Annotated in this window: 26 protein-coding genes; 16 read left to right on the forward strand and 10 right to left on the reverse strand. The window is 44.3% G+C overall.

Features of this window, described 5'->3' with window-relative positions; genetic code table 11:
- Positions 1-240: 240 nt before the first annotated feature.
- Positions 241-1,743, forward strand: coding sequence for an alpha-amylase family glycosyl hydrolase (locus tag AB1L08_RS06325; RefSeq protein ID WP_413063820.1), 1,503 nt, complete (start codon positions 241-243; stop codon positions 1,741-1,743).
- A gap of 71 nt (positions 1,744-1,814) precedes the next feature.
- Here the strand turns inward: AB1L08_RS06325 and AB1L08_RS06330 are convergent, their stop codons facing one another.
- The 3 genes from AB1L08_RS06330 to AB1L08_RS06340 all read right to left on the reverse strand — a co-directional run bounded on the left by AB1L08_RS06330 (position 1,815) and on the right by AB1L08_RS06340 (position 4,123).
- Complete coding sequence (locus tag AB1L08_RS06330; RefSeq protein WP_413063821.1) at positions 1,815-2,678, reverse strand: SDR family oxidoreductase; 864 nt, start codon at positions 2,676-2,678, stop codon at positions 1,815-1,817.
- A gap of 79 nt (positions 2,679-2,757) precedes the next feature.
- Positions 2,758-3,249, reverse strand: coding sequence for a YajQ family cyclic di-GMP-binding protein (locus tag AB1L08_RS06335; RefSeq protein ID WP_413063822.1), 492 nt, complete (start codon positions 3,247-3,249; stop codon positions 2,758-2,760).
- Positions 3,250-3,268: 19 nt separating this feature from the next.
- Entirely contained in the window at positions 3,269-4,123 is an 855-nt protein-coding gene (locus AB1L08_RS06340; RefSeq protein ID WP_413063823.1) for a DegV family protein, read from the reverse strand.
- 100 nt (positions 4,124-4,223) lie between these two features.
- Between AB1L08_RS06340 and AB1L08_RS06345 the strand changes: the two genes are divergently transcribed.
- Positions 4,224-5,081, forward strand: a complete 858-nt coding sequence (locus AB1L08_RS06345; protein ID WP_413063824.1) for a YitT family protein — start codon at positions 4,224-4,226, stop codon at positions 5,079-5,081.
- A 67-nt stretch (positions 5,082-5,148) separates the two neighbouring features.
- On the opposite strand, the gene AB1L08_RS06350 is transcribed toward AB1L08_RS06345, so the two are convergent.
- Positions 5,149-5,301, reverse strand: coding sequence for a competence protein (locus AB1L08_RS06350; protein ID WP_413063825.1), 153 nt, complete (start codon positions 5,299-5,301; stop codon positions 5,149-5,151).
- 162 nt (positions 5,302-5,463) lie between these two features.
- Here AB1L08_RS06350 and AB1L08_RS06355 point away from each other — a divergent pair, with 162 nt between their 5' ends.
- From AB1L08_RS06355 to clpB, 3 genes are all read left to right on the forward strand, one after another.
- On the forward strand, positions 5,464-6,234 hold the full coding sequence (locus tag AB1L08_RS06355) for a prolyl oligopeptidase family serine peptidase (RefSeq protein ID WP_413063826.1): 771 nt from the start codon (positions 5,464-5,466) through the stop codon (positions 6,232-6,234).
- A gap of 77 nt (positions 6,235-6,311) precedes the next feature.
- Positions 6,312-6,620, forward strand: coding sequence for a metal-sulfur cluster assembly factor (locus AB1L08_RS06360; RefSeq protein ID WP_077112380.1), 309 nt, complete (start codon positions 6,312-6,314; stop codon positions 6,618-6,620).
- 87 nt (positions 6,621-6,707) lie between these two features.
- Positions 6,708-9,329 (forward strand): ATP-dependent chaperone ClpB, encoded by a 2,622-nt coding sequence (gene clpB, locus AB1L08_RS06365; protein ID WP_413063827.1) that lies wholly within the window; start codon positions 6,708-6,710, stop codon positions 9,327-9,329.
- 30 nt (positions 9,330-9,359) lie between these two features.
- Here clpB and AB1L08_RS06370 read toward each other — a convergent pair whose 3' ends face one another.
- Complete coding sequence (locus AB1L08_RS06370; protein WP_413063828.1) at positions 9,360-9,542, reverse strand: YjzD family protein; 183 nt, start codon at positions 9,540-9,542, stop codon at positions 9,360-9,362.
- A 186-nt stretch (positions 9,543-9,728) separates the two neighbouring features.
- On the opposite strand from AB1L08_RS06370, the gene AB1L08_RS06375 reads away from it, so the two are divergent.
- The 6 genes from AB1L08_RS06375 (at position 9,729) to AB1L08_RS06400 (ending at position 14,892) form a co-directional block, all read left to right on the forward strand.
- Positions 9,729-10,268 (forward strand): hypothetical protein, encoded by a 540-nt coding sequence (locus AB1L08_RS06375; protein WP_413063829.1) that lies wholly within the window; start codon positions 9,729-9,731, stop codon positions 10,266-10,268.
- Positions 10,269-10,441: 173 nt separating this feature from the next.
- Positions 10,442-11,374 carry a beta-ketoacyl-ACP synthase III gene (locus AB1L08_RS06380; RefSeq protein WP_413063830.1) on the forward strand — a complete coding sequence of 311 codons (933 nt, stop codon included), beginning with the start codon at positions 10,442-10,444 and terminating at the stop codon, positions 11,372-11,374.
- Positions 11,375-11,420: 46 nt separating this feature from the next.
- A complete protein-coding gene (fabF, locus tag AB1L08_RS06385; protein WP_413063831.1) occupies positions 11,421-12,656 on the forward strand; it encodes a beta-ketoacyl-ACP synthase II in 1,236 nt (411 codons plus the stop codon).
- A gap of 322 nt (positions 12,657-12,978) precedes the next feature.
- The gene (locus AB1L08_RS06390) at positions 12,979-13,758 is read left to right on the forward strand and encodes a DUF2268 domain-containing putative Zn-dependent protease (protein ID WP_413063832.1); all 780 of its coding nucleotides are present in this window, start codon (positions 12,979-12,981) and stop codon (positions 13,756-13,758) included.
- Between the two features lie 87 nt (positions 13,759-13,845).
- Complete coding sequence (locus AB1L08_RS06395) at positions 13,846-14,055, forward strand: YuzI family membrane protein (RefSeq protein ID WP_413063833.1); 210 nt, start codon at positions 13,846-13,848, stop codon at positions 14,053-14,055.
- A gap of 87 nt (positions 14,056-14,142) precedes the next feature.
- Positions 14,143-14,892 (forward strand): YjbA family protein, encoded by a 750-nt coding sequence (locus tag AB1L08_RS06400; RefSeq protein ID WP_413063834.1) that lies wholly within the window; start codon positions 14,143-14,145, stop codon positions 14,890-14,892.
- Positions 14,893-15,754: 862 nt separating this feature from the next.
- On the opposite strand, the gene trpS is transcribed toward AB1L08_RS06400, so the two are convergent.
- Complete coding sequence (gene trpS / locus AB1L08_RS06405) at positions 15,755-16,744, reverse strand: tryptophan--tRNA ligase (protein WP_413063835.1); 990 nt, start codon at positions 16,742-16,744, stop codon at positions 15,755-15,757.
- A gap of 258 nt (positions 16,745-17,002) precedes the next feature.
- On the opposite strand from trpS, the gene AB1L08_RS06410 reads away from it, so the two are divergent.
- The 5 genes from AB1L08_RS06410 (at position 17,003) to pepF (ending at position 23,130) form a co-directional block, all read left to right on the forward strand.
- Positions 17,003-18,205: a putative glycoside hydrolase gene (locus tag AB1L08_RS06410; RefSeq protein ID WP_413063836.1), complete on the forward strand. Its 1,203-nt coding sequence runs from the start codon at positions 17,003-17,005 to the stop codon at positions 18,203-18,205.
- A 295-nt stretch (positions 18,206-18,500) separates the two neighbouring features.
- Entirely contained in the window at positions 18,501-18,896 is a 396-nt protein-coding gene (gene spxA / locus AB1L08_RS06415; protein ID WP_413063837.1) for a transcriptional regulator SpxA, read from the forward strand.
- A gap of 402 nt (positions 18,897-19,298) precedes the next feature.
- The gene (gene mecA, locus AB1L08_RS06420; protein WP_413063895.1) at positions 19,299-19,958 is read left to right on the forward strand and encodes an adaptor protein MecA; all 660 of its coding nucleotides are present in this window, start codon (positions 19,299-19,301) and stop codon (positions 19,956-19,958) included.
- Between the two features lie 51 nt (positions 19,959-20,009).
- Complete coding sequence (locus tag AB1L08_RS06425; protein ID WP_413063838.1) at positions 20,010-21,242, forward strand: competence protein CoiA; 1,233 nt, start codon at positions 20,010-20,012, stop codon at positions 21,240-21,242.
- Between the two features lie 67 nt (positions 21,243-21,309).
- A complete protein-coding gene (gene pepF, locus AB1L08_RS06430; protein WP_413063839.1) occupies positions 21,310-23,130 on the forward strand; it encodes an oligoendopeptidase F in 1,821 nt (606 codons plus the stop codon).
- A gap of 55 nt (positions 23,131-23,185) precedes the next feature.
- Here the strand turns inward: pepF and AB1L08_RS22565 are convergent, their stop codons facing one another.
- The 4 genes from AB1L08_RS22565 to AB1L08_RS06445 all read right to left on the reverse strand — a co-directional run bounded on the left by AB1L08_RS22565 (position 23,186) and on the right by AB1L08_RS06445 (position 25,465).
- The gene (locus AB1L08_RS22565; RefSeq protein ID WP_489686522.1) at positions 23,186-23,362 is read right to left on the reverse strand and encodes a hypothetical protein; all 177 of its coding nucleotides are present in this window, start codon (positions 23,360-23,362) and stop codon (positions 23,186-23,188) included.
- A 108-nt stretch (positions 23,363-23,470) separates the two neighbouring features.
- Positions 23,471-24,301: a ClpXP adapter SpxH family protein gene (locus tag AB1L08_RS06435; protein WP_413063840.1), complete on the reverse strand. Its 831-nt coding sequence runs from the start codon at positions 24,299-24,301 to the stop codon at positions 23,471-23,473.
- Positions 24,301-24,702, reverse strand: a complete 402-nt coding sequence (locus tag AB1L08_RS06440) for a globin domain-containing protein (protein ID WP_413063841.1) — start codon at positions 24,700-24,702, stop codon at positions 24,301-24,303. The genes AB1L08_RS06435 and AB1L08_RS06440 overlap by 1 nt, the downstream gene beginning before the upstream one ends.
- Positions 24,703-24,832: 130 nt before the next feature.
- Positions 24,833-25,465: a lytic transglycosylase domain-containing protein gene (locus tag AB1L08_RS06445; RefSeq protein WP_413063842.1), complete on the reverse strand. Its 633-nt coding sequence runs from the start codon at positions 25,463-25,465 to the stop codon at positions 24,833-24,835.
- Positions 25,466-25,471: the final 6 nt, after the last annotated feature.

Here is a 25,471-nt window from a genome sequence, read left to right on the forward strand (position 1 = left end):
AGAGTTTTTATAGTTATCCACAACTTTAAAGCCAAAAATAATCCATTGTGCTCGTTTTGACTTTTTTCACAGAAAAAACGATTGGTAAATTTTTACACCTGTGGATAAGTGCATTTTCTGTTTTAAGGACTAAAAAACATAAATTTACTCCTCAAAGCTGTGCAGCAACGATTAAAATTGACGAAAGGCCGTAAAAAGAGCTAATCTTATAGGCGGAGTAGTTTGAGGGAGGTAACGGAAGTGGGTAAAAAAACTTTTGCATTCCTGCTTGTTCCGTTTCTGCTTTTTTACGCCTTTCCAGCAAGTGCCGACAAAAAAGAAGAACGGGTATGGGAAGAGGAAATTGTCTATTCCATCATGATAGACAAATTTAACAACGGGGACCCCGCCAACGACATCATTGATGAAGCGGACAAAGCCGGTTTTGAGGGCGGGGATTTTAAAGGTATTGCCGCAAAGCTTGATTATTTGCAGGACATGGGTTTTACGGCGATTCTGCTGTCGCCTGTGTTCGAAAACGCTGGAGGCGGCTTTCATGGCGAAGCGGTAACAGATTTTTACAAGACGGACCAACATTTTGGTTCCAAGGATGACTTGAAAAATCTTGTTGAAGAAGCCCACAGGCGGAAGATGAAGGTCATGTTTGAATTTCCGGTTGACCGGGTGGCTGAAAATCACCCGTGGACAACCAATCCCGAGACGAAAGACTGGATTAAAACCGGTCATTCGGATAACGGCGGAAGTGCTTGGAATAAAGGGCTTCCCGCGATTAATTTGGAGAATGGGGAAGTGCAGGCTTACTTGATCGATGCGGCCAAATGGTGGATGGAGGAAACACAGGTCGATGGCTTCAGCCTTCAATATCTCGATCATGCCCCGCTTGATTTTATAAAGGAGTTCGCGTCTCAAGTAAAATCTGTAAATAGCGGATCTTATCTGATTGGCACGGTTACCGAAGCGGACCGGACAGAGCTGGCCAAACTGCAGGCAGCCGGGCTTGACGGCATAAAAGATGTCCATTTAAACAAACCGATGCGGGACGCTTTTTCCAAGATTGATGCTTCTTCCTCGGCATTATTTGACATTTGGGAAGAAAATGTAAGTGCGTATGATCATCCGAGTTTGTTTCCTGCTTATCTGGATGACAAAAACACCGCCAGATATACGCAGGACATGGTAGACCAAAGGCAATATCCCGGATCCCGGTGGAAGCTGGCATTGTCTTACTTGTATACACAGCCGCAAGTCCCGATTGTGTTTTACGGATCGGAGATTGCCGTCAATGGCGGAGGTCCACCCGACAATGTTCCGTTAATGAATTTTTGGGCAAATGAAGAGCTGATTGAATTCATGGGAAGAATAGCGGAAATCCGGAATCAGCAGCCGGCACTCACCCATGGGACGATGAAGCTTTTGTATGAAAAAAATGGAATGCTCGTATTTAAAAGGGAGTATCGGGATGATACGATCGTTGTGGCAATCAATAATACGAGCGAAGACCAAACGGCCGTCATCCAGGCAGCCGATCTGAAGGACGGAAAAGAGTTGCGCGGATTATATGGTACAGATATGGTTCGCAGTGAAAACGGAAAATATAAAATCATTGTGGACAGAGAAATGGTGGAAATATATAAACTTGCCGACAGAAGCAGTTACAACCTTCCGTTTATTATTGCCCTATTCGGCGTTTTTGGCTTCTTCATCCTGTTTATGTATGCTGCATGGAAAAGGGGAAAAAAGTGAAACGTGCGGCCATGAAAAAACAAGGCTCCGGCATGATTGTCGGCAGCCTTGTTTTTTTGCCATATAAATATTTAACCGTTGACTACTTCGCCACCATTTACATGGATGATTTGCCCGGAAACATAGCTGGAATCGTCTGAAGCCAAATATACATATGCAGGGGCAAGTTCACACGGCTCCCCGGGCCTTTGCATCGGCTGCGAAGCGCCGAATGAGCCCACTTCTTCTGCTGTAAAAGTGGATGGAATCAACGGCGTCCAAATCGGTCCCGGGGCTACTCCGTTGACCCGGATTCCCTGTTTGGCAAGTGACAGGGACAGGGAACGGGTAAATGATACAATGGCCCCTTTTGTAGATGAATAATCAATCAGCGTTGGATTCCCTTTATACGCTGTAATGGAAGCGGTATTGATGATGCTGCTTCCTTTTTTTATGTGCCAAAGAGCAGCTTTTGTAAGATAAAACATGGCAAAAATATTCGTTCTGAATGTTTTTTGCAGTTGTTCAGCCGTAATATCAAGCAAACTTTTTTGTGGATGCTGCTCACCTGCATTATTGACAAGGATGTCAATCTTTCCGTATTCATCCAGCACTTGCCGCACTAACTGTTCGCAATGGCTTTCGTCGCCGATATCGCCGCGAATAAGCAAACAGTTTCGGCCTTCTTCCATAATCAATCGTTTTGTCCTTTCGGCGTCTTCATCCTCATCGAAATATGCAATCGCAACGTCTGCGCCTTCCTTTGCAAAATAAACGGCGACTGATTTGCCGATCCCGCTGTCTCCTCCAGTTACGATTGCCACTTTTCCTTCAAGTTTGCCGCTCCCTTTATAATCAGGATTAACCGATTTTGGCCGGGGCTCCATTTCCGTTTCCACCCCGGGCTGGCGCTGCTGCTTCTGCTCGGGCAAAGTTTGTTTTTTGTTATTACTCATATGGCCGCTCCTTTCGGTTCAATCAAAAAAAACGAATGGTACATGATTTCTATACCCATTCGTTAGAACAATTATTCCATTATCTATAATTGATGAATTGTACGTCGATCGGCAAATCGGCGGAGCGGATGGCATTGATGATTTGCTGCAGGTCGTCGCGGTTTTTTCCCGTTACGCGGATCTGATCATCCTGGATTTGGCTTTTCACCTTCAACTTGCTGTTTTTTATAATGGTATTGATTTTTTTGGCATTCTCTTTATCAATGCCCTGGAGGAGCTTGGCGCGCTGCCGGACCGTTCCGCCTGCCGCATTCTCCGTTTTTCCATAGTCAATGTTTTTAACCGGCACTTCCCGTTTAATTAACTTGCTGAGCAAAACGTCTTTTACTTGCGACAGTTTGAATTCGTCGTCTGAAACGAGCACCAGCTCGTCATTTTCCAGGCGAATGTCGCTTTTGCTCCCTTTAAAATCATAGCGGGTCTTAATTTCTTTCATTGCCATGTTAATCGCGTTGGAGACTTCGGACATATCGATTTTGGAGACGATGTCAAATGAATTTTCCTTGGCCATTTCATACCTCCTGAATGGATCATTTTTTATTGAGAAAAAAGACGGCAAGCGTGCCTGGTCCGGCATGCGATGCGACTACGGAGCCGATCAGGTTAATGTAAAATTTTTTCGTTCCAAACCGCTCTTCAATCATTTGCTTCAATTCAAGCGCGGTTGCTTCGTCATCGCCGTGGCTGATGCCGATCGTTTGATTTTCCAAATCGACGCCGCGTTCTTCCATTAACTCAAGCATCCGTTTCAGCAGTTTCTTTTTGCCGCGAATTTTTTCCAGCGGCACCAATTTTCCATCTTCTACGTGCAGGAGCGGCTTGATATTTAAGAGCCCGCCAAAAAACGCGGAAGAGCGGGACAGCCGTCCGCCTTTGGCAAGGAAATCAAGATCCTCAACCGTAAATAAGTGCTCCATATGCTTGCATTGCTCCTTCACGCGTTCCGCAATGACCTCTTTTGGCTCTCCCTTTTTCAATAGCTCTACAGCGGTCATTACCGCCAGGCCGTATCCGACGGATACACATCTGGAGTCAATAATTGTCAAATCAAGGCCCGGATGTTTTTCTTTTACTTGCTCGCACATCATGACAGCCGTTTGATAGGTGCCGGAAAGCTCTGATGATAATGCAATGTAGATGCCGCTGTCCCCGGACTTGGCCAGATCGGTAAACAAATCCTCAAAAAATTGCGGGGTGGCCTGGGAAGTTTTGGGCATTTTGCCCGCCCTGATTTCCTTGTATACCGTCTCAGGCTGGATGGTGAGCAGATCTTTAAATTCCTGGTCATCAATATGTACTTTCAATGATATAAGTCCAATGCCATGTTCCTCAAAAAAAGCAAGGGGAAGGTCGCATGCACTGTCCGCAAATAGTTTCGTAGACATAAAATAACACCCTTCGTGAAATGATAATGGATAGATTCCGTTGCTTTTAGTGTATATGCTTTCTTAAGAAAGCTCAACAATTGTTTTTAAGGGTGAAAAGATGAACAATACATCGGTATGGGAAATCATAAAAAAAGTGGGCATTATTACATTTGGGGCACTTTTGGGAGCGTATGCATTAAACTTTTTTCTCATTCCGGCAAATGTCTATGCAAGCGGTTTTACCGGGGCTGCCCAGCTGCTGTCCAGAATTTTGGCCGACTATGCATCACTCCATGTTTCCACCGGCTTGCTGCTCATGCTGTTCAACATACCAGTAGCCGTTTTGGGGTGGTTAAAAGTAGGGCGTGCTTTTACGGTATACAGCTTCCTTTCTGTTTTGCTGACATCGGTATTTCTTGAATTGATTCCCATACAGGAGCAAGCGGACGATGTCATGCTCTATGCCGTATTTGGCGGCGTCATTTCGGCAATCGGCATCGGAATTACCCTGAAAATAGGAGCTTCCACCGGAGGACTGGATATCGTTTCCATGATTCTGTCCAGAATGAGCGACAAATCGGTCGGCACTTATTTTTTTCTCATAAATGCCGTCATTATTTTAACTGCCGGCCTGTTATATGGTTGGGACAAAGCGTTGTACACGCTTCTTTCGGTCTACGTATCAACAAGGGTGATAGATGCCATTCATACCCGGCAGCAAAAACTCACCGCAATGGTCGTAACCAAAAAAGCGTCCGAATTGCAAAAGGCGATCTATTCAAGAATGGTGCGCGGAATAACGATCGTACCGGCAAAAGGCGCCTTTTCCAATGAAAAAAGGGACCTGATGCTCACTGTCATTACGCGCTACGAATTATATGAATTGAAAAAAATCATCAGGGAAGTGGACCCAAACGCATTTACAAACATTATTGAAACAGCCGGCGTGCTGGGCTTCTTCAGGAAAGATGAGTGAAAATGTGATCTGCATTATGTTAGGATCGTATGCACGAAACCTTGAATTTCATGGAAAAAACGGGGACTTAAATGCCCCCGAGAGATGATTCTTTCATGAACTCAATTTTTTCTTTTTCCGCTTCATCCAAAGTTGCCCGGTAAGGAAATTTTTCGGCATGCTTTTCAACAGACACTTTCCCTTGCTTGGTAAAACGCCTTGATTTACTGTTTTTAGCCACCAGACGCACCGCCTTTATAGCAAATATGAACACATTTGTGTTCCGTTTTATTGTTTGCAGATACCCGGAAAAAACGCAGGCAATCCATTTGTATGTTTTGGAAAACAACTTTCGCCATGATAAACTGAAATCAACCAATGGGATAACCAAAGGAGTGGTCATTTGATTGAGATTCATCGCGAAGAGTTAACCGGTATTCCGGCATTGCACGCCGTAAAATCCGGCAATATGAAAAAAGAACTCCCGCTTATTTTTTTTGTTCATGGCTTCACATCAGCAAAGGAACATAATTTGCATTTCGCGTACTTATTGGCTGACAAGGGCTTCAGGGTCATTCTTCCGGATGCCATGCTGCACGGTGAACGGGCGGACGGGCGAACGGAAGCAGAAATGATGTATGAATTTTGGAATATTGTGGTCAATACGATATCGGAATTGGATCTTATGAAAAATAAGCTGGCTGCAAAAGGCCTGATTAATGATCATATAGGGGTCGTTGGCACATCGATGGGCGGCATCGTCAACTTTGGGGCCCTGACTCAATTCAACTGGATCAAAGCCGGTGTATCTTTAATGGGAAGCCCGGCATATGAAGCTTATGCGAGGGGACAAATTCAAGCACTTAAACGTGAAGGCACCGACATTCCATACACCGATGGAGAGTTGGAAGAAATGTACCGGCAATTAAAAAAATATGATTTAACCATGCAGCCTGAAACACTGAATGGAAGGCCGCTGTTCATTTGGCACGGCAAAAAAGATCCTGTCGTGCCATTTGGCCTCACATATGACTTTTATACAAAGATCAGGAACGACTATCAAAAACATCCTGAACGGCTGCAGTTTTTGGCCGATGAGCGGGCTGGCCATAAAGTAACCCGGGAAGCTCTGTTAAAAACGGTGCAATGGTTCACAGCATTTTTAAAAGAATGAGGCATATCAGTTTGAATTTCGATTCATTTTGGTATGATAAGGATAGAATCCTGATTTCTTGAAAGGAGTGGGGAACGATGGATGAAGCGTTAAAAGAAAATATTTACGGTGCCTTGGAACAAGTGATAGACCCCGAACTTGGGATAGATATTGTCAACCTCGGACTTGTATATGATGTGGATTTGGACGAAAATGGTACGGCAAAAATTACCATGACCCTTACATCAATGGGATGCCCGTTGGCTCCTGTCATTGTGGACCAAGTCAATGCAGCGCTGGCCGATATACCGGAAGTGAAACAGACGGAAGTGGATATTGTCTGGAATCCGCCATGGACAAAAGACAAGATGTCCCGGTACGCAAAAATTGCGCTCGGCGTAACTTAATTGCAAGAATGATGGAGCGGAGCACCTTGAAAAGGCTGCTTCGCTCTTTGACGTTGTTCACCTTATGAAGTGGGGAGGGATTTAAACATGGACCTTGGCAACATGACGCATACGATGCAGGAAGCTTTTGCGCAAGCCCAGCAAATTGCCGTTTCAAACCACCATTCGGAAATGGATGTCGTACACCTTTGGAAAGCACTCCTCGAAAAAAGCGACAGCCTTCTTGCTTCCTTGTATGAGCGGCTCGGACTGCCAAAAGGAGAAATGATCAACCGAATCGACCAAATGATCAAGCAAAAACCGGAGGTCCGCGGGCAAGGAATTCAAGGCGGCCAATACGTAAGCAGCGCTCTAGGGGAGCTGATCCGGAAAGCGGAAGAACAAAAAAGAGCATTCGAAGATGCTTATTTATCCGTAGAACATTTTGCACTTGCGCTGCTGGATTTAAAAGATAACGAAATCACCCGTTACATTGCGGAACATGGCATAACGATGGACGCTTTATTGAAAGAAATTAAAGATATAAGGGGAGGACAGCGTGTGGAAAACCAAAATCCGGAAGCCGGGTACGAGGCATTAAAAAAATACGGAAGGGACCTTGTGGCCGAGGCAAAATCGGGAAAACTCGATCCAGTCATTGGCCGGGACCAGGAGATCCGAAACGTCATCCGGATACTCTCAAGAAAAACGAAAAACAACCCCGTCCTGATCGGTGAGCCTGGCGTAGGGAAGACAGCGATTGTAGAAGGGCTGGCCCAGCGGATCGTGCGGAAGGATGTCCCGGAGGGGCTGAAGAATAAAACAATTTTCGCCCTTGATATGGGCTCTTTGATTGCCGGCGCCAAATTTCGGGGAGAATTTGAGGAAAGGCTGAAAGCGGTCCTGCAAGAAGTAAAAAAGAGTGCCGGCAAGATTCTGCTTTTTATTGATGAAATTCATACAATTGTCGGTGCGGGAAAGACGGAAGGGGCCATGGATGCCGGAAACATGCTGAAACCGATGCTCGCAAGAGGGGAGCTTCATTGTATTGGCGCTACAACACTTGATGAATACCGGCTTTATATTGAAAAAGACGCCGCGTTGGAACGCCGCTTTCAGAAAGTGCTCGTTCCCGAACCGACGGTGGAGGACACCATCTCCATATTGCGCGGCTTGAAAGAACGGTTTGAAATTCACCACGGGGTGAATATTCACGATCGCGCCATTGTGGCGGCGGCTACATTATCGGACCGCTATATCACGGACCGCTTCCTGCCCGACAAAGCAATCGATACGATTGATGAAGCATGCGCCAACATACGGGTAGAGATTGATTCCATGCCAAGTGAACTCGATCAAATTACAAGGCGCGTCATGCAGTTGGAAATTGAAGAAGCGGCCCTGCTTAAAGAAGATGATGAAGCGAGCAAAGAAAGATTGGAATTATTGAGGAAAGATCTGGCCGATTTAAAGGAACAAGCAAAGGAAATGAAGGCAAAATGGGAGAAAGAGAAGGCCGAGATTGCCCACATTCGTGAAAAGCGCGAAGAACTGGACAAGCTGCGCAGGGAGCTTGAAGATGCTGAAAACGAATATGATTTGAACCGCGCTGCGGAATTGCGGCACGGAAAAATTCCTGCTCTTGAAAAAGAGTTGAAAGAAATGGAAGGAGGCCTTGAACGAAAAGAGACGGAAGAATCAAGGCTGGTCAAAGAAGAAGTCACCGAAGATGAAATTGCCGAAATTATTTCCAGATGGACCGGTATCCCCATTACAAAGCTCGTGGAAGGCGAAAGGGAAAAACTGTTACGTCTTGAAACGATTTTGCACAAGCGGGTCATCGGCCAGGATGAAGCGGTCACACTCGTCAGCAATGCCGTCATTCGGGCCCGTGCCGGGATTAAAGATCCGAATCGGCCAATCGGTTCATTTATCTTTCTCGGCCCGACAGGTGTCGGAAAAACAGAGTTGGCCAAAGCGTTGGCGGAAACCTTGTTTGACAGTGAAGAGCAAATGATCCGCATTGATATGTCTGAATACATGGAGAAGCATGCTGTTTCCAGGCTGATCGGTGCGCCGCCGGGTTATGTCGGCTATGAAGAAGGCGGCCAGCTGACAGAGGCCGTCAGGAGAAAGCCGTATTCGGTCATTTTGCTGGATGAAATGGAAAAAGCCCACCCCGAAGTGTTCAATATACTGCTTCAAGTATTGGATGATGGAAGAATTACCGATTCTCAAGGAAGAAAAGTCGATTTTAAAAATACCGTCATTATCATGACCTCCAATATTGGCTCGGCATTTTTGCTGGAACGGGAACAAAATGAAGACCATATTGATGAAAATACAAAAGAACGTGTGCTGGGACAGCTCAGGGCAGCTTTCAGGCCGGAATTTTTAAACAGGGTGGACGATATTATTTTATTTAAGCCTTTAAGCCTGGAAAACATAAAAGGAATCGTTGAAAAATTGGCGGAAGAGCTTAAAGAAAGGTTGAGGCACCAGCATATACAAATGGAAATGACGGATGAAGCCAAAAGCTTTATTGCCCGTGAAGCTTTCGATCCTGTTTATGGTGCCCGTCCGTTAAAAAGATACTTGCAGGGCAGCGTCGAAACGAAAATAGCCAAAGAAATCATAGCCGGCCGCGTACACCCTTTCGACTCACTCATCGTTGGCTTGAAAGACGGCGAACTGACTGTATCTGTCCAAGAGTCGCAACGAACAAACTGAACAAAAATAACCCGCCAAAATTTTGGCGGGTTATTGATCTTCTGCTGGCTGTTCCGGCAATATGACCGGCAGGATGAAGATCAATATAACAGCTGCAATAGACAACATCGCGGCGGTACCAAAATCATAACTGGCTCCAATCATGGATCCGCCAACGTACATGAGCATATTCACAAGTAAAAATGTCCAAAAAAATGTAAATAAATATCTCATACCCTTCACCCCATTTCAATCTCCACATAACAAACAAACTCGCGGCATATTCACTCCGATAGTATAACATAAATCAATCAAATGGTACAAAAATTCATATTGACAACCATTTCTTTTAAAAATGGTCATCCATTTCACTTTGGCATATGTATAAAGCAGGGAAAATAGAGAAGGGAGTTTTCATATATGAGACATGCCGCAGTTTATGGCGCGCGCCAGCCGTTCGGTTTTGAATTATGTTCGCAGTTGCTTGAAAAAGGCTATTATGTGCACGCTGTGGATCATCAATATTGGATGAGGGAGGCGGATGAAGAAAAATGGCTGTTTGTTGGCCGCAATGCCAATCTGGACTATTATGAAATACAAAATGAGGATGACCATGCTAAACTTCCATTTAAAGTCCCGAAAAATTGCCTTATATTCATCCCTGTCGTTGATTATATGATGCGCCATGTTTCACAAGTAAGGGATCAGCTTGTTCGGCAATTGGCGGCTTTTTTACACATGAAAGAATTGCAGGGAGCATGCCTTTTTTTCATCTATCCCCCGGCTGCAAATTTGGATCAGGCTTCCTTTTTAAAAAATGTGCACGACATATACAGGGACCTTCGGACAAATGAAGTTACGGCCATCGACTATTGCCTGGCTGTACAGATGGACGGTTCGGCTAAACACCAAGTGGAAAGTTTCCTATGCGGATCTGTGGAAAAACTTGTCCGGAATTAGAACAACGACATCGAAAATCATCAAAACCTGGTGAACTGCCATGTTCCGCACCATCAAAATCCTCAATTATGATGGTGACAACCAAGGGGACAGATGGTATAATTAGCACCAAGTCCTAATAGAAGATAACATAATGAAAATTTTATGTATGCAAGGAAAGAAGGGAATTACCTATGAATGCAGGGATTATTGGTGTAGGAAAATATATGCCCGACCGGGTTCTGACAAATAAAGAGCTGGAAACAATGGTGGATACATCTGATGAATGGATTCGCACGAGGACGGGAATTGAGGAAAGAAGAATTGCACCCGACGATATCGATACATCCGACATGGCTTATGAAGCAGCCAAAAAGGCAATGGACCACGCCGAAGTCAATCCGGAAGATATCGATATGATTCTTGTTGCCACGGTGACTCCTGACCGCCCGTTCCCTTCGGTTGCGTGTATGCTGCAAGCCAGGCTGGGCTGCGTTAACGCAGCCGCCATGGATGTCAGTGCCGCGTGCGCAGGATTTATGTACGGCTTAGCTACAGCGAAACAATTTATTGAAAATGAGGCCTGCAAGCATATTTTGGTCATAGGTGTTGAAAAACTCTCAAAAATTACCGACTGGAACGACAGAAATACGGCTGTCCTTTTTGGAGACGGGGCCGGAGCGGTCGTGATGGGACCTGTATCCGAAGGACGGGGCATCCTTGCATTTGACCTTGGAGCGGACGGAACAGGCGGGCAGCATCTGTACCAAGACCAATATATCGTGATGAACGGAAGAGAAGTATTCAAATTTGCTGTCAGGCAAATGGGCGAGTCCTCCGTCAAAGTATTGGAAAAAGCCGGCTTGACCAAAAATGATGTTGATTTGTTAATTCCCCATCAGGCAAACATTCGAATTATGGAAGCGGCAAGGCAAAGGCTCGAGCTTCCTGAAGAAAAAATGTCCAAAATGATTCATAAATATGGCAACACTTCTTCAGCATCCATTCCAATGGTGATTGCGGACGAAGTGAAAGCCGGAAAAATCAATGATGATGATATTATTGTTTTGGTCGGATTTGGTGGCGGGCTGACTTGGGGGGCAATCGCCATAAAATGGGGCCGCTAGGCATTCAATATCTTCTTGAAATGATCTAAAGGAGATGAATACAAAAATGAAGAAAAGAGTTGTTGTAACCGGGCTTGGCACTGTATCCCCGGTCGGGAACGATGTCGAAACGGCCTGGAATCACATTTTGGCCGGACAATCGGGGATTGGTCCCCTTACGAGGTTAAACCCGGATGAATTTTCTGCCAAAGTGGCGGCGGAAGTAAAAGATTTTGATATAGAAAATTTTATTGAGAGAAAAGATGCCCGGAAAATGGACCGTTTCACACATTTTGCGCTTGTTTCAGCCTTGATGGCTGTTGAAGATGCCGGGCTTGTCATAAACGACAGCAATGCCCACCGGGTCGGTGTATGGATAGGATCCGGCATCGGGGGCATGGAGACGTTTGAAAAGCAGTATGAAATTTTTCAAAAAAGGGGTTACCGCCGGGTCAGTCCGTTCTTCGTCCCGATGATGATTCCGGATATGGCGACAGGACAGGTGTCGATTTACCTTGGAGCCAAAGGCGTTAATTCATGTACGGTTACAGCATGCGCAACCGGAACAAATTCGATCGGGGACGCTTTTAAAGTGATTCAGCGCGGGGATGCCGATGCCATGATTGCCGGCGGCACAGAAGCGCCCATCACCCAAATGTCGGTAGCGGGCTTTTGTGCCAATACGGCATTATCGACAAATCCGGATCCGAACACGGCCAGCAGGCCGTTTGACTTAAACCGCGATGGTTTCGTCATTGGTGAAGGGGCCGGTGTATTGATTCTTGAAGAACTGGATCATGCACTTAACCGCGGAGCCGACATTTATGCGGAAATCGTCGGCTACGGTTCAACGGGGGATGCGTATCATATTACAGCGCCTGCTCCTGGTGGTGAAGGCGGCGCAAGAGCCATGAAATTGGCCCTTGAAGACGCCGGGATGAATCCGGAAGACATTGATTATATAAATGCCCATGGGACAAGCACGCCTTATAATGATGAATACGAGACGATTGCTGTCAAAGAAGTATTCGGCGAACATGCCTATAAGCTGGCAATCAGCTCCACGAAATCCATGACGGGCCATCTGCTTGGAGCAGCGGGGGGAGTCGAAGCCATTTATTCTGTTTTGGCCATTAAAGACGGCATCATGCCGCCCACGATTAACTACGAAACACCTGATCCAAAATGCGATCTCGATTATGTTGTCAATGAAGCACGCAAGCGGGACATTAAAGCGGTCCTGAGCAACTCCCTTGGATTTGGCGGCCACAATGCAACCATCGCATTTAAAAAATATGAATAAGCAAAAAAAGATATGGCCTCTTTTGGGCCATATCTTTTTTTCATCCTAGCAAAGTGATAGCGCAAAAAATCTATTCAGCACAGCTTAAATGTAAAAAGGGGTACGTAGATTGAGGGGGCCACTAGAGACTTTGGATTGGATCCTCTTAACCGATTCAGCTAATCTGCATAATGACCAAGGATAGATCATTTAGTAAAAGAAAGAAGGGATAAAGATAAAATGGATTGAACCCATGTTCCGCTCCCCATATGCAAGCCCGGCCCGCGATGTTGTCACCTTTTTCCCGGGTTTTCGTACAATATCGAAGGGAAGGAGGAGGCATATGGGAATCATTGAAACGAATGAGTGGCTGGAAAAGAACTTTTACCATCCTGAACACATATGCGGTCTGGCTTATGCTCCGGAGGAAGGCAGCCGATTTTATCGATATTTGCGGCAGTTTGGCATGTATGAACCGTCAAGAACCACATTTGCCCTCTTTCATGAACTGAAAAAACAAAACGCATGGGAAAAAATCGATGAAATCTATCAAAAATATCATCAAAAGTGGAAAAAGCATGATGTTGATATTTATATTTTTCCAATCAATCCAACCCGGCAATTTCTCCAAGGTTTAAAAGGACGTTCTGGGGCGGCATTTCCGAAAAAATTGTTTTTGTTTTTATCCCCGACAGAAGACCGGAAAAATTGGGAGTCGCTATTCGTGCATGAATATCATCATTCAACAAGGATGCACCATTATAAAAAGGTCCCAGAAGATTACCATTTGCTTGATTCACTTGTATTTGAAGGGCTTGCCGAGCATGCTGTCCAAAAATATTGCGGAAAAGAATATTTATCTGAATGGACAGGGAAATACAGCCCGGATATGCTCCGCGCATATTGGGAGCGGCATTATAAACCAAATCTTGAATTAAAGAAACATCATCCACGCCATGATCAACTGCTTTTTGGCGGTAGAGGGGTTCCCGGGATGATGGGGTACGCCATCGGTGCGGATCTCGTCAAAGGATATAAAGGGCGCAAGCCGCTCACCGTTCAACATTCTTTTCAAATTCCTTCGGAGGAAATACTTTCAAATAATCCTCAATATAACCGTTAATCCCGAGTCTCCTTTTTTCGAAAAAATGTATAGAATGGGCTTGCCCGAATATAATGAACCAAAGACAAGCGGTTCGGGGGAAACCATATGCTCTTCAGAACGGTCATTTATTTGACAGGATTCGGATTAGCGGTTGCAGGAGGGGTCAATATTATTGCCTATTTTAATTTGTTGGCAATGGGCGCAAGTTTCGGGGATTACTTTCTTTATATTCTTAAACGGCCGGAATGCTACTTGTTTGTGGCAGGAGTCATAATGATTTCATTTGCCGTCTTTGGGTTCCCTACGGGCGAATAGCCTCTCGTTGTCGCTGGATAAACAGGAATAAATTAACTAAAGCCTGCCCATACTGAAAAACAAATAGTGATGAAGTGAGGGGTTAAGATGCTTTATCTTCATGATGTATGGGTCAATTGGTTTGAAGGGGAAGAAAATGGGTATAACGTTTGCCATTTTCACGAGTGGAGAAGAGGGGAAGACGTTATTGAGCTTTTAGATCAAGTTCCGCTGTTATATATCGAGCCTCTCCTTTTCAACCATATAGAAAATGACATGGCAGACTTGCCGCAGGAATTGTTGAATGATATATACAAAAAAGCTTATTTGAGAAAAAACCATGAACGGATTGTATTGGATTATTGTTTTGTAGTAACGGATGGACAAGGAATTCTTGCAGTCGATACCGTCGGCTATTCCATACCGCTGCGCAAAAGCAGGCTCATTCCCCGCCAGGAACAGCTGGTGTATGAGATGATTGCAGAAAATCAACCGGAAGCGTTTGAATTTAAGCCGCTGGCCAAAAAGAAAGAGTACCATATTTTGTCGCCGGATCCGATACTGATGCGCGGATTGACGAGAAGAGAAAGGCATTTAAAGCAATTGCTTTTTATGGCGCTGGACCAGCTTTACTCGTCAAGAAATACAGCAGAAGTAAGATATTGGTATACAGAATGGTGTCCTCATTTGTATACGGAAATTCAGGCAATGGGCTTTGAAGAGGTGTGGAACGCCCTTTATGAGGCAACGAAAACAGGTTGGTCGGAGAAACATCAGTTACTGTGTGAAAATATGATTAAAGGCCAGCCGTTCTTTGAAAAGCTTTGGGAAATGGAATGTGATTCAAAGGTTAATTGAAACCCGGCGACACAATAAAAAAAACTCCCCTGAGATGGTACTGCACCCCCCAAAGTTAGGTTTTCACTCTAACTTTGGGGGTCACCACCGATTTCGGGAGTTTTTTTGTTCTTGTTAAAAAAGTACCACTTGCTAAGAAAATTTTTCCAACAGAAGCTTTTCTGTGTCTAGCTCCGCCGCACAGGATGTGCTAGTGCAGGCGAAGCGACAGGACGTCGCCGCCTGAGCCTGCCGCCGCACAGGATGTGCTAGTGCAGGCGAAGCGACAGGACAAGGAGAGCTTCGACAGCATTAGCATCGCACGAAGGAAAAGCGTAGCTTTTTCAAGGACGTCGCCGCCTGAGCCTGCCGACGGACAAGACGTCCTAGTGTCGCCGGCGCCACAGGACGTGGCGACCTAAGGCGGCCAGCGCTTCGGATCATGCTGAATGATTCTAGGTAACCGTAAAGGTTGAAAGCCCGTCATATAGGTAACGTAGAGTGGCTCTATGTGACCGTAAAGGGTGGAAATCCGTCATATGGGTAACGTAAAATGGCTCTACGTGACCGTAAAGGGTGAAAGTCCTTCATATGGGTAACGTAGAGTGGCTCTATGTGACCATAAAGGGTGGAAATTCCTCATTTGGGTAACATAGAAGTGTTCTAAGTGACCGTAAAAAGGGAAAACCCGTCGCTTCGGTCACTTAGAGTGGTTCCAGGAACCGGAAGAAGGTTAAAAATCGACAATCCAGTCACTTAGAAGCGTTTAAAAGAGCCCGAATTCCGATGATATTGTAATTTGGCCGCCTAGATGTTCAAAGTGACCCAGTGGATGGGTCCTTTCCCACCGAGAAGAGGTGCGGAGCGTCTATTCTTTAAAGTGTTACGATCGTTTTCTGCCAAGCCCCATTGCGTTTTCCATCTTCTTTAACATGCGGTTGGCTTTTGTCCGCGCTTTTTCGGCACCCTCATCCAATATGTCATCGAGCTCTTGGGAGTCAACCAAATTCCGGTATCTTTCCTGAATGGGAGCCAATGCCTGAATGACAACTTCGGCCAGATCGGCTTTAAATTCCCCATACCCTTTTCCTTCATATTGAAGTTCGAGCTCTTCAATTGTTCTATTCGCCAAAATAGAATAAATGGAGAGCAGGTTGGAAACGCCGGGTTTAGTTTCCCGGTCAAATTTTACAATCCCATCGGAATCTGTTACGGCACTTTTGATTTTCTTTTCGATTTGTTTCGGCTCATCCAAAAGCGTGATAAAAGCTTTTCTGTTCGGGTCGGACTTGCTCATTTTTTTCGTCGGCTCCTGCAAGGACATAATTCTCGCCCCGACTTTTGGAATGCGCACTTCCGGAATGGTAAAGATGTCGTTGTACCTTCGGTTAAATCTTTCGGCAAGGTCCCTCGTTAATTCAAGATGCTGTTTTTGGTCTTCCCCTACCGGAACGAGGTGAGTGCCGTAAAGCAGAATATCGGCAGCCATTAAAGGCGGATACGTTAACAATCCGACAGAAACGGCTTCCTTTCCGGCTGACTTGTCTTTAAATTGCGTCATCCGCTCCAGCTCGCCGATATATGCGATACATTGCAGCATCCAGCTTGCCTGGGCGTGGGCAGGTACTTCAGATTGGATAAACAGCGTCGCCTTTTGATGATCGAGTCCCGCAGCAATGTACAATGCGGCAAGGGAACGGATGTTTTTTCTCAGCTCCAGACGGTCCTGCGGCACAGTAATCGCATGCTGGTCCACAACACAAAAATAACAATCATATTCATGCTGGAGCTCTATAAACTGTTTAATGGCCCCTAAATAGTTGCCAAGCGTAATGACTCCGCTGGGCTGAATACCGGAAAAAATCGTTTTCATGTACAATCCTCCTGCATATGTCGAAAACCATTTTTAGCCGTTCATGGGCGAAATGGTGTTTATAACGGTTTTTTTGAGGTATATCATTATATGGTATGTATTTGCAAAAAACCATGTACCTATTATAACGATTGCCCTCCATACAATCAAGTGACTGCCGAAACAGGTAAAAAAGGATTTCCTTTCATAGAAAATATTGCTAGAATAGTAATGAATGAACCTTGAATGAAAGGCAGCCGGGAAAAGGAGCGACCAACATTGAAAGTCAAAAAATTGCTGGCGACTGCAGGGCTGATCGGACTGATCGCGTTACCGGCCCAGCCAGCCGCTGGTAAAGAACCCGATCTGATACATATGAATCCGCTCAGGAAACTGGCGGTTGAATTGAAAACACTCCCTGTGGACTCACCCCGATTTATATACGATTCCGGATTAACGTTTGAATATCCCGACGCGGTCCGCGGCATTTACGTGACGGGTCTTTCAGCAGGGGGAAGCCAGTTTCACGAGCTTGTAAAATTGATAGAAACGACAGATTTGAATGCCATGGTCATAGACGTAAAAGATGATTGGGGAAATGTGACATTCAAAACCGATAAAGATTCCCCCTACGCCGGAATCGGCGAAAGTTATATAAATAATCCGAGAGAATTGCTGAAAATAATGGAGGAGAAACAGATTTACCCCATTGCAAGAATCGTTGTATTTAAGGACTCTTTGCTGGCGAAAAAAAACCCCGGTCTTTCCTTTCGGAACGGTGAAAAACTATGGGTCAACAACCGTGGGGAAGCATTCGTCAACCCGTTTTTAAAAGAAGTATGGGACTACAACGTAGGAATAGCCATCGAAGCGGCAAAACTCGGATTTAAGGAGATTCAGTTTGATTATGTCCGTTTCCCCGAAGGCTTTGAAAACCGGGATCAACAATTAAAGTACGAGATGGGCGAATATAAAAATATAAAAGAAGACAATGTGCATAAACGCGTCCACGCTGTAACCGACTTTGTTGCCTATGCGCGGGAAAAACTAAAGCCATACGGTGTGCAAGTGTCTGTGGACATTTTCGGCTATACCGCAACACTTCCCGAAGCACCGGGCATCGGACAAAATTTCAGCAAAATATCCGAAAATGTAGATGTTATTTCCTCGATGATATATCCAAGCCACTGGACGTCATACTTTGGAATTGCAAAACCGGATTTGGAGCCCTATAAACTTGTGCGTGAATATGCAAAAGTGGAAAATGCGAAACTTTCCGAGTTGGAAAACCCTCCTGTTTCGCGTCCGTGGATTCAGGACTTTACGGCATCTTACCTGGGAAGCGGAAATTATAAAGTGTATGGGAAAGCGGAGGTAGAGGCCCAAATAAAGGCGTTGCATGATTCGGGAATCAAAGAATTTCTGCTTTGGAATGCCGGCAATGTTTATACAAAAAATGTGGACTATATACCAGAAGAATAAACGAAAATAGAATCATCTTTTCCGTATGAAAATGAGGCCGATGGATAAATTATACAAAATGATGTTTATTCATTATCCTTTGGTGGTAAAAAGGAATGCGGGCTTATGTAACAGTTTGATGAAAAGGAGAGATACAGAACGAAAAATTGCCAAAATCACCTATTATTTATGCCGATATTAGTGTATAATACATAATAGAGAGTGTTTATTAAGATTTATTTTAAAGTGGGTCTTTTGATGGACCTTGCATATAAAATTGTGTATTTCAATTAATGAATGGGAGTGTGGATGAACAATGGTCACATTATACACCTCACCAAGTTGTACATCATGCCGGAAAGCGAGAACGTGGTTAGAAGAACAAAACATTCCGTATGTTGAACGAAATATTTTTTCCGAACCTTTAAGCCTTGAAGAGATCAAGGAAATCTTGCGAATGACTGAAGACGGAACAGATGAAATTATCTCAACCCGCTCCAAAGTTTTCCAAAAGCTCAATATAGATTTGGATTCCCTGCCGTTGCAGCAGCTTTATGACATTATTCAGAAAAACCCGGGACTGCTGCGGCGTCCGATCATTCTTGATGAGAAAAGGCTCCAGGTGGGCTACAATGAAGATGAAATCAGACGTTTCCTACCCCGCAAGGTAAGAACGTATCAGCTTCGCGAAGCTCAAAAAATGGTGAATTAACACCGGAACAAGCAGTCTTGATTTATAAGCCTTACAAAAAACCCGACCTTCATGCTATTCCCAAAAGTATGGAGGTTTTTTTGTAAACGAAAGGGAAAAGAAACAAATAACGTCACACGGGCTGCGGTCTGTATTTGTCCGTTTTGAGATGAATATTTTGAAAAATGCACTTGATTTATCCTCACATATTCGTTAAGATAGGCGCAACATCTATTGAGTTGCAATGGGCATATGATGATTTATGAAATGGAAACATATTTTGTTTCCCTTTTCCATTTATTTATCATAAAATAAGAAGTACAAGGGGAAGACTATTACTTATTATATGTAAGTCCCAAGGTTGGTCTCCGGGAGTAAGATCCCTTCACCTTGCTACCCTATTATAGAAGGGGGAGTTGCATGATGGAAATCGAACGCATTAACGAAAATACGGTAAAATTTTATATTTCGTATGTCGATATAGAAGAAAGAGGCTTTGATCGCGAAGAAATATGGTATAATCGCGAAAAAAGCGAAGAGTTATTTTGGGAAATGATGGATGAAATTCATCATGAAGAGGAGTTTGTCCCCGAGGGCCCGCTTTGGATTCAGGTGCAGGCTTTGGACAAGGGTTTGGAAGTCCTTGTTACAAAAGCCCAGCTCTCCAAAGACGGCCAGAGGTTTGAATTGCCGATTCCGGATGACAAACTTAAGGACTTGCCAATTGATGAAAGAATCGAGGAGTTCCTCGACCATCATCTTCATTTAAACCATTATGACCGTTCAGAGGATGATCTGCTTGAATTTGTCCTCGTCTTTCATGATTTTGATGATATCCTTGATCTGGCCAAAAGGCAAGTAATGGGTGAATTGGATACAAAGCTCTTTTCATATGAAGGCAAATATTTTCTTTATGTCAAATTTCCGGATGAAGACTTTGATGAAGAAGAAATTGAAGATATGCTAAGTGTTCTTCTGGAATATGGCTACGAATCATCCTTTACGATCCATCGTTTGCAAGAATACGGAAAACAAATCATCAGCCAAGACGTATTTGCCACATTGAATAAGCATTTTTCTTAAACGCCGGTTTCTTGCAGAAATCGGTTTTTTTTATGAAAGGATGTGTTAAATTTGTTAACAGCAGTCAATGAAAAAGGAACGATGTTCAGCCTTGCCGAGAAAGAACACCAAGCTTTGCCTAAGCTGCGCAATAAGCGCTTCTATTGCCCCGTTTGCAAAGAGCCCCTCGTCCTCAAGGCAGGCGCCGTCCGCATTCCCCATTTTGCCCACCGCATCAAATCCCGGTGCTTTACAACAGAACCTGAAACTAATCAACATTTACAAGGCAAGAAAGATCTCTTTCGTTTTTGTTCTGACAATGGCTATAAGCCCTTCCTGGAGCAGTACCTTCCCGAAATTCAACAGCGTCCCGACGTGTTGGCCATAAAGAACGGGAGACGCTTTGCGCTTGAATACCAATGCACCCCCATCTCGGTCCGTGACATACAACAGAGGTCCAATCGTTATTTTAAAATCGGAATCACTCCCGTATGGATAGCGGGCGGCTATCCATTCACCAAAAAACTAAATAACTCTGTATACGCGCTTTCCGATTACTATTGGTCCTTGACAAAAAGAACAGATGCCGGTATTACCTTAACCAGCTATGAACCAGCCAACCATACCTTGTATGTTTTATCAAATATTGTTCCCTTAACCTCCAAAAAAGCATTTGCCCGCCTGGATCGCATTCCCCTGACCAACTGCAGCGTTCCCCTTTATCTTCAAAACAAAGTTGATTCTTTTCCGTATTTTCTCTGGTTTAAAGAAAGGAAGAGGTGGATTGAGCAAAAAGTCCGATACGGTCATATCGGACATGACCGTTTCCTTAAAAATGTATATGAATCGGGGAATAATCCTTTTTTATTGCCTGCGGTATCCGGACTGCCGGTTTCGTATTCGGAAAGCTTTGCTTCGCATCCGATTGAGTGGCAATTTTATATATGGATCGATTGTTTACAAAAATTGCATGACGGGAAAAAGATTTCTTTAAAATATATCTTGTACAAGCTTCAACAAAGAATCGATTGCGGTGATCTCCTATTAAGAAATTTGCCGCTTCACGATCAGCGCAATTGGAAAAGGGCCGTTTCTTATTACCTGCACCTGCTTGCTGATTTGTTTTATTTGCGAAGCGCGGGGGAAGACTTATTTGTAAAGCAAAAAATGATCAGCAAATTAAGCCATATGGATGATCGGACTGAGGAAAAAAATATCTGCGACTTACTTGTAAAAAATTCCTCAACCATTCATCCGGATCGGAAAAACAATAAATGTTTCCTGTTTGGAGGGCAGGAAAAATGAATCTTATCATAGAATTATGATAACAAAGCTAAAATTTCCATATTACAACTTGAATGGAGGATGACTTATGACAGAAGGGTCTAACGTAAAAACGCTTCCGAGCCGATCGGAAGTTTCCGAAGAAATGAGGTGGCGATTGGAGGATATATTTGCAACAGATGAAGAGTGGGAGAATGAATATGCTGCCATTCAGCAAGCCATTAAAGAAGCCCGGCAATATAAAGGGAAAATGGGTGAATGTGCGGCCAATTTATACGACGCGCTGCAATTTCAATCAGGATTGTCGGAACGGATGGGGAAACTTTATACATATGCTCATATGCGGCATGACGAGGATACAACCAATACGCAATACCAAGGGATGAATGCACGGGCCGAAAGCCTGTATTCGCAATTGGCGAGTGCATTTTCATATATCGTTCCGGAAATACTCAACATCGAAAAGGAAAGGCTTGATCAATTTTTAAAAGACAAACCGGAGTTGCGATTGTATGAACATGCCCTTGACCGTATTAATTTGAAGCGCGGACACGTGTTGGATGCCGAGCAGGAGGCACTCCTTGCCGAAGCTTCGGAGGTGATGGGGGCTTCCAGCACCACTTTCAGCATATTAAACAATGCGGATCTTGAATTCCCGGTCATCAAGGACGAAGAGGGAAATGACGTTCAGCTTTCTCATGGAAATTACCTTCGCTTTCTGGAAAGCCAGGATCGCACTGTAAGAAAAGAAGCATTCATAAACGTATATGACACATACGGAAAGTTTAGGAACACGTTCGCGAGTACATTGAGCGGGACAGTCAAACAGGATAATTTTTATGCCAAAGCCAGAAATTATCAATCGGCAAGACAGGCGGCATTGGCGGCCAACAACATCCCCGAAAAAGTTTATGATCATCTTATTTCAACGATCCACAGCAATCTCCATCTGCTGCAGCGTTACGTAAGGCTTCGCAAACAAATTTTGGGGCTGGAGCAGCTGCATATGTATGATTTATATGTACCGCTTGTACAAGAAGTGGACATGAAAGTGACATATGGGGAAGCGAAAGATATGATCCTCTCGGGACTTGCCCCGCTTGGCGAAGAGTATATCGGAATATTAAAAGAAGGGTTTGAAAATCGTTGGGTCGATGTCATTGAAAACAAGGGAAAACGGAGCGGCGCTTATTCTTCAGGGGCGTATGGCACGAATCCGTATATCCTCATGAATTGGCAGGACAACGTCAATAATTTATTTACATTGGCTCATGAATTCGGGCACAGTGTACACAGCTACTACACAAGGAAATTCCAACCATATCCATATGGGAATTATTCCATATTTGTCGCAGAAGTAGCTTCTACTTGCAATGAGGCGCTTCTTGGGGATTATATGCAAAAAACGACCGATGACAAACAGGAGCGCCTATACTTGATTAACCATTATCTGGAAGGTTTCCGCGGAACCGTTTTCCGCCAGACGATGTTTGCGGAATTTGAACATTTCATCCATCAAAAGGCCCAAGAAGGGGTCGCCTTGACAGCGGACTTTCTTACAAAGGAATACTATGAGTTGAACAAAAAGTATTTTGGCGGGGAACACATTCACATTGATGATGAAATCGGGCTGGAATGGTCAAGAATTCCCCACTTTTACTATAATTATTATGTTTATCAATATGCCACAGGCTTCAGCGCCGCAACGGCCTTGAGCAAACAAATATTGGAGGAAGGGGAACCGGCAGTCAAACGCTATGTCAATTTTTTAAAAGCGGGCAATTCTGATTATCCGATTGAAGTGCTCAAGCGGGCCGGCGTCGACATGACTACAACAGAGCCGATTGAAGCTGCCTGTAAAGTGTTTGAAGAAAAACTCAATGAAATGGAACAGTTGTTAAATTCGTAACCGACATTGGCAAAAGGCCGGCATTGCCGGCCCTTTGCAAGATTTTGACGGAAGTTTATTGAAAGCCTTTAAATCTGTTGCGGTTATTCAAATAAGAAAAGAATATGAAAATGGAAAGGAACAAAATAGGAGAAGAAATATAGATCGGGATTAATTGCATAAGAGCAAGCGTGTGTACTGAAAAACCAAACAAAAAGAAAAGAATCATCGCGCATATCATAGCTTTTCGCATCTTTTGAAAACTCTCCTTTCAGTTGCATTCGGGCATCTTTATCAATGTGTATTCATTGCCAATCCGTTTTATAACGCAAAAAAGAAAGGCCAAGCAGGCCTTTCTCCATTAATTATATGCAATATATTTCCAATAAGAGCCGTTCTTTGTATGAATCCTTTCCACTCTGCGCTGCAATTGCAGCTTTTTCATCTTTCTTTCGATCTTCTGAACAGGCATATCGTAAATCACGGCCAAATCCCGGGTGGATACCATCGGATTTGCGGATAAATAAAGCTCCAGCGGCGGAAGCTCTGTCGGCTGGACGTACCCTCCAAGCATTTCCGTTAATATATGAACATAAATGTCATATGAATACAAGCCGCTTATTTTAAGGCCTTCATCTTCGATTCTCTCGTTGAAAAAGACGACAGCAGGCATTTCTCCCACATTCATTTCGGATGCAATGATTAAATCGCACTGGAACGCCCTGGCTGCGCTCGATGAATAGAGATCATGAAGAAACTCTTTCTGGTCCAACCCGACATGACTCGCACATTGTTCCAGAACGTAAATATCGGTAATATCTGCCTGTTCCATAAAATGCAGTTCCTGAAGCCGGCGCAGATAACGTATTCCAGCCCTTTTTCCCTGCAATTCGGCAGCTTTGATGCTGATGGCGGCCAAATGGGGCATGTGCACCGTTTTTTCGGGAGAAGCCGCAGGATCTGCCTTTCTACCGGCTTTTGGGGTGCCTGATTTACCCGAGTTTAAAACCGTTAAATCACCGGCCAAAACATGTTTTAATGTAAAATAATCTCCGTATTGGATTTGAAGTTTTTTTACAATGGGCGAAAGCGTCCAGCAATCCATACAAAACGGATCAACAAATACATACATTTCCACTGGCTTGTTTTGTATATATTTTGATTTAAGCTCCTTTGGGGATTTCCATTCCATCACGGCTCTTCACCTTGCGCCTCATCAGGAGAATTCACCATATGGTTGGCCGTCAAAACAAGCCGGGAAAAAAAATACTCCCGAATGGGATTATGGAGTTTTACCTCATCCATTGCGGCCGACATGCAAGACAACCAGGCTTTTGCCCTTTTGGGAGTGATTTCATGGGGCAGGTGCCGGGCCCGCATCATGGGCTGTCCGTGCTCTTCTGTATATAATGGAGGTCCACCCAAAAATTGCGTTAAAAATTGCTTTTGCTTTCTGGCTGTTTCGGTTAAGTCTTCAGGAAAAATGGGGATGAGATCAGGATGGTTTGCCACCCTGCGGTAAAAGGCGTCCACAAGGGAAGAAAGCTTTTTTTCCCCAATTGCGTCATACGGTGTCATGCGCTTTTCAACCATATGAATCGCTCCTTTTTCTAAAATGTATGTACATTGTAACAACGTGTAAAAAATAACTCAAATAAATCGCCTTTTTGGGGAAAAAGGAGGATTGACATGGTTAAAACCCCTGTCCAAACAGACAGGGGTTTTAACCGTAAAATGATTCGGTCACTTTTCTTACATAGTTTTGCGTTTCCTTAAAGGGCGGGATGCCCCCGTATTTATCGACATTGCCGGGTCCCGCGTTGTATGCCGCCAGCGCCAGCTGAATATTCCCGTTATATTTGTCAAGCATGCTCCGCAGGTACTTGCTGCCGCCCATAATATTTTCAAAAGGATCAAACAGATTACTAATACCGAGGCCGCGGGCGGTTGCGGGCATGAGCTGCATCAATCCGGAAGCGCCCGCTTTGCTTACTGCGTTCGGATTAAAATTGGATTCATGGCGAATAATCGATTTAATCAGCTTTGGCGGAAGGTGATATTTGTTTGCAGCTTCTTCAATAATTTTCTCCAAACCGTTTATATTTTTAATGTCAATCGATTGGGGCAGTTTAGGATCTTTCGTTTGCATCTGATGTAAACTTATTGTATGGATGAGACCGAGGGTATTCAATTTTTCGGGCGCGCCCATATCCCCCGTAACGGTGTTGACAGCCTCTTCAAGCAAGCTTTTGAACGCAGAAGATGTGTCTGAAAGCGTGTCATTGGCCGATTGCATTGTAAATCCTGCAAGTGACTGCAGTTCCATTAACATTTTGATTTCACCAAGCCTGTTCAAGCATAT

The sequence above is a fragment of the Siminovitchia jepli genome (genome assembly GCF_047228825.1).
Classification (GTDB): Bacteria; Bacillota; Bacilli; order Bacillales; family Bacillaceae_C; genus Siminovitchia.